The 5095-nt window shown below is 63.7% G+C and carries 5 protein-coding genes; 1 reads left to right on the top strand and 4 read right to left on the bottom strand.

The features are described 5' to 3' along the window. Positions 1-1827, top strand: a 1827-nt coding sequence (locus AC1D12_RS24330; RefSeq protein ID WP_477843389.1) for a transglutaminase TgpA family protein, incomplete at its 5' end; no start/stop codon positions are given. Between the two features lie 43 nt (positions 1828-1870). Here AC1D12_RS24330 and AC1D12_RS24325 read toward each other — a convergent pair. From AC1D12_RS24325 to AC1D12_RS24310, 4 genes are all read right to left on the bottom strand, one after another. Beyond that, the gene (locus tag AC1D12_RS24325; RefSeq protein WP_477827425.1) at positions 1871-2176 is read right to left on the bottom strand and encodes a hypothetical protein; all 306 of its coding nucleotides are present in this window, start codon (positions 2174-2176) and stop codon (positions 1871-1873) included. Between the two features lie 56 nt (positions 2177-2232). After that, positions 2233-2700 (bottom strand): hypothetical protein, encoded by a 468-nt coding sequence (locus AC1D12_RS24320; RefSeq protein WP_477827424.1) that lies wholly within the window; start codon positions 2698-2700, stop codon positions 2233-2235. Positions 2701-2901: 201 nt separating this feature from the next. Beyond that, complete coding sequence (locus tag AC1D12_RS24315; protein ID WP_477827423.1) at positions 2902-3480, bottom strand: Imm42 family immunity protein; 579 nt, start codon at positions 3478-3480, stop codon at positions 2902-2904. Between the two features lie 5 nt (positions 3481-3485). After that, a partial coding sequence (locus AC1D12_RS24310; protein WP_477843387.1) for an RHS repeat domain-containing protein occupies positions 3486-5095 on the bottom strand: 1610 nt, incomplete at its 5' end.

Here is a 5095-nt window from a genome sequence, read left to right as displayed (position 1 = left end):
GCGCGCGCCGGGCTGCTGGCGCTCGCGGTCGGGCTGACGCTGTTCTCGTTCCGCACGCTGCTCGGCAAGGAGCCGGGCATCACGCTCGCGGTGGTGCTGATGGCGATGAAGACGCTGGAGCTGCGCGCCCGGCGCGATGCCTTCGTCGTGTTCTTCCTCGGCTTCTTCCTGGTGCTGACGCACTTCCTGTACTCGCAGTCGCTGCCGGTCGCGGCCGCGATGCTGCTGTCGGTGTGGGGCCTGCTCACCGCGCTGGTGCTCGCGCACATGCCGGTCGGCCAGCCGCAGCTGCGCAAGGCGGCGCGGCTCGCGCTGCGCAGCGCGGCGCTGGGCGCGCCGGTGATGGTGCTGCTGTTCGTGATGTTCCCGCGCCTGGGGCCGCTGTGGGGCGTGCCGCAGGACGGCCTGTCGAAGACCGGCCTGTCCAACAGCATGCGCATGGGCTCGGTCGCCGAGGTCGCGCAGGACGACAGCGTCGCGATGCGCATCCGCTTCCTCGGGCCGGTGCCGCCGCCCGAATCGATGTACTTCCGCGGCCCGGTGCTCGCGCGCTACGACGGCGAGGAATGGCGACCGTTGGTGCGCTCCGAGTTCGCGCCGCCGCTGCGCGGCGCGTTGCGCACCGACGGGCCGGCATACCGCTACGAGGTCACGCTCGAACCGCTGCGGCTGCCGCTGCTGCCGCTGCTGGAGGCGACCACCGAGGTCGAGCCGATCGAGAACCTGCCGGTGTCGCGCCGCGATGATCTGTCGTGGCGCACGCAGCGGGCGGTCACCGAGCGGCTGCGCTTCACGGCCGTCGCCCACACGCGCTTCCAGCACGGCCCGCTGAAACGCGGCGACGAGCTGCGCGAGTTCGTGCAGCTGCCGACCGGCTACAACCCGCGCACGATCGCCTGGACCCATCAGTTCATGAACCGGCCCGATCTCGCGCGCGCCGATTCGGGCACGCTGGCCCGCGCGGTGCTGCAGCACATCGCCGGCGACGGCTTCAGCTACACGCTCGCGCCGGGCGTGTACGGCGAGACCAACCCGCGGGCCACGGTCGACGAGTTCTGGCTCGACCGCAAGCTGGGCTTCTGCGAGCACTTCGCTGCCGCCTTCGTCGTCGTGATGCGGGCGATGGACGTGCCGGCGCGGGTCGTCACCGGCTACCAGGGCACCGACCCGGCGCCGGTGGACGGCTACTACATCGTGCGCCAGAGCTCGGCACATGCCTGGGCCGAGTACTGGCAGGAGGGCATCGGCTGGGTGCGCGCCGACCCGACGGCCGCGGTGGCGCCCGACCGCGTCGCGCGCAGCACGCGGCTCGCGCCGCAACCGGGGCTGGTGGCGGGTGCGCTCGGCTCGATGAGCCCGCAGTTGCTGGCGCAGTTGCGCGGCGCGTGGGAATCCGTCAACAACCGCTGGAACCAGTGGGTGCTGAACTACTCGCGCGGCCAGCAGCTTGACCTRCTGAAGAACCTGGGCTTCAGCTCGCCGAGCTGGGAAGACCTGGCGCTGCTGCTGATCGGCGCGCTGAGCACGCTGGCGCTGCTGGGCGCCGGCTGGGCATGGTGGGACCGGCATCGGCAGGATCCGTGGCAGCGGCAGGCGCGGCAGCTGCGCGCCGCGCTGCAGCGGGTGGGGCTGGTGGCGCTGCCGCATGACACGCCGCGCGGGCTGGCGGCAGCGGTCGAGGCGCGCTTCGGGCCGCGGGGCGCGCCACTGGCCACGCTGTTGCGCACGCTCGATGCGCAGCGCTACGGGCGCGGCGCGATCGCACGGCCTTCGGCACCCTGGTTGCGTGCAGTGCGTGCCGAGCTGAGGATGCTTACCAGAACTTGAGCACGAGGCGCTCACGCCCAAGCGCCCGACGCGCCGAATTGCGTCAAGTGTCAGGAAGAAGTCGTCTGAAGTAGTTCGACGAGGTCAAGTACTGAACGGCTTTCTCCATTTCACCTCTGGTCACGGTTGGCACAACGATCATTCCCGGGTCGGCCATACATGCTTCGCCCCCCTCGCGAATGAAGTCCAGCCCCACCGCAATGCGCGATGGAGTGAAGAAACAAACGCTGTAAGTAGCACCGGCCTCAAAGCGGACCTTGACGTAGTCGAGCAGGCCACGCTGTTCAGCCTCATATTCCGCGCGCGCATCGAATTCTGCAGGAAGTACGAACTGGTAGGTTCGAGTCATGGTCATGCCTTCATTTCATGATCGCCTTGGAGCAACCTACGCCACTGCACCGCTCGTCATACAGCTTCGCGCCTACACGCAGACAACGGGAACTGCGACTCAAACAACTCCGCAGGTGAGCACGGCATCTGCATCGAGACCGAACCGGGAGGGATTCCAGCAGCAACGATGACTTCTTCGCCGTTCACTCCGCGGAGCAGAAGCCCGCATTCGACCACGACATCCTCGTCTTCGTAGATCACCTTCTCAACCGCAATGATCTCGAGCGCCTCGAATGAACTCTCATTCCCGCTGCAAGACGTCATGGCTGCGCCTTCCACTGGACCATGGGTCAGGCGAATGTTGAGACTGCCGACTTCTTGCCAATCAACAACCTGCGTGCACGCAGAGGAAAACTCGAGCACGGCTCCGGTGTTAAAGATGAACGCTGACTCCCACGCCGCCCGCAGCGTGTGCCCCTCGGGTAAAACGTACGTGACCAGTCGCAGGCCTTTGAACAGATCTCCAAGAGACTTGCCATCCATTGCTTTGCATTGATAGCCGAAGAACCTCTTCCCGTTTGACATCAATTTAGGGTAATGAAGGGTTTCATGAGGTCTGCTCCCGTTTGCTGGTATGTCAATACTCTGGCCACCGCCACTGTTCTTCGGTGGTCCGAAGATTCCATTTGCACCGACCAAGCTTCCTGGCGGCCCAGCCTTGCAGATGCCGATGAGATTTGGCCGTCAATGCTTGATCGCCCCTTTCAAGGCAGCAACCCACTCAGCCTCGAAGAGGCGTTGCCACCGGTCTAGCAGCTCATAGAACTGGCCGGCATCCATCCAGATTTGAGCTAGCGTGCTCGCAATATTTTCTTGTGGACTGGCATTCTTGAAGGCAATCAAGCGAACCTTGTCGCCTTGATCGAACTGGAGAACATGCCCTCCATCATCGAAGGCTGCATCTCCATCAGGAGCCCATACGATTTCATTGGATGCCAATACGTCTCGCAGGACGTCTGCCGACATGCCAAAGAAGTTGTCGTCCTGACGATCTTCGTCATACATCGCCGCTTGTACAGCAGTAGCGAGCTCGGCTGCATTCGGCTCTGAACCGAAGACGGCGCGGTGCCCTCCGCGCCTGGCAATTCGACGCCTCACGGCATCGAATGAGCTGGCAAGCAATGTGGCTTCCGGCGAACGAACACCATAGCTCTTACCATCGACGTGGATGATAAAAAAGCCTAGCGCACGGCTACTGAGACGCTCATATGGCTGAGTAATGCTCGATTCGATGGCGAGTACCGATGGATCTCCGACGATCATAGTGATTAACCTTTGAAATCAAGCAGCCTTCTAATTTCAACTGGAATATTCTTCGGCTGAATGGGGTCAACCCCACCAGTCGATCCATTCCAATGCGTCTCGCCATTGCTAGGCTTCGAGAAGCGGTGGATTGTGCCATCCGCGTCTTTTGCCCATCGGACACCATTCTTGTCGACGACCGAGTTCTCGTAGAGCTGATCGACATTCTTCGGCTCGGGACTTCTCGAGTTGGGATGGTGCTTCTCGTTGGTGATTCGCTTGGGCTTCGAGTTGTCGCCGCCATCCTCGTCCGGCCCACCCGGTGGCAGGCTTGCGCTATTTGCCCCAGTCGATAGTCCATCAGCGGCCTGCTGCAAGAACGCATACGGCCCGGCCATCGTACTGCTTCCAGGAATCTCAGTCGCCTCTTGGACCAACACCAGAGTTTCCCCGGCGAGAAGCGCGTAAAGCTGCAAAGGAGTCAGGCTGGGGAGTCGCACCACAACAGGCTTCGGCCTTTGCATGACCAGCGAGCCGCCCATCAGTGACCGCACGTAGCCGCCCGCGAGCATTCGCTTGTTGTATTTGTCAATCTCCGCCCTGAGAACGGTCAGGCACGCACCGGTGCAGCCGGGATTCACTGCTCCATTGCCAGTGATTTTCACTTCCTTCATTTCCTGGGGCTTCGGCAGCGGCAGCGGCGGAGGCTGCGACGGATGCTGCTCGGGGTCCGGCAACGGCAGCGGCCAACTCCATTTCTTCTGCGTCAGCTCATTCGGATTCCACCCGCTCGGGTCCGTGCTGTTCAGTGGCCGGTTCTCCACATAGCTGTAGCGGTTGTAGCTCTGCAGTTCATAGGGCTGCGTCACCGCGCGGTCGACGGACAGGAAACGCCCAATGGACGCGTCGTACATGCGCCCGTTCATGTGCGTGAGCCCGATGTCGTCGAGCTGCTCATGGCCGGTGAAGCCGCGGTCCGTGCCGCCGTTGACGGTTGGGCTCCAGTCGATCACCAGAGTGCCTGCGGCGTCGTAGTTGCCGTTGGCGAAGCGCCGCTTGCCGAACGGGTCGTACGCATCGCGGGCCGTCACGTCGCCGTTATGGTCGGTCGTCGCCGCGATGCTGCCCAGGTGGTCCTTGTGCCAGTACTCCAGCTTCACTGCTGCCATGCTGGACTGCACTGCTGGTGCGGTCTGTGATGCACCGAGCGTGGGCAGTGCGCCGGTGGTGACCAGCACGCCGAGGCTCTGGCCACCCGCGCTCAGGTAGTGGCGATTGCTCGTGACCGCAGGATTGGCTGCGCTCGGCATCGTCGGCGCATTGACCTCGCTCTCGAAGGCCAGCCCACCGGTGTTGTCCGGATGCAGGTACCACGTCGTTCTTGTGCCGGCGTTGGTGCCGCTCGGAATCGTCCGCACCTCCCGAATGCGCGCGTGGTCTTCGTCGTAGCTCCACACATAGCTCGGGCCACCTGCTGGCCCTTGCACGCCTGTCTGGCTGTCCGGCAGGTTGAAGCCGGTGAAGGTGATCCCACGGTACTTGCCCGCCGTCGCGCTCGCGATGTTCCCGTTCGCATCGAAGCCATAGCTGTTGGCTGCGGCTCCCTCGATGCTTTGAACGGCGTGTGGTCGAACCG

It is taken from the genome of Rhizobacter sp. P1_G5, from assembly GCF_056405435.1.
Note: the sequence above shows the minus strand (reverse complement) of the source record. Positions and strands in the feature narration are given on the sequence as shown.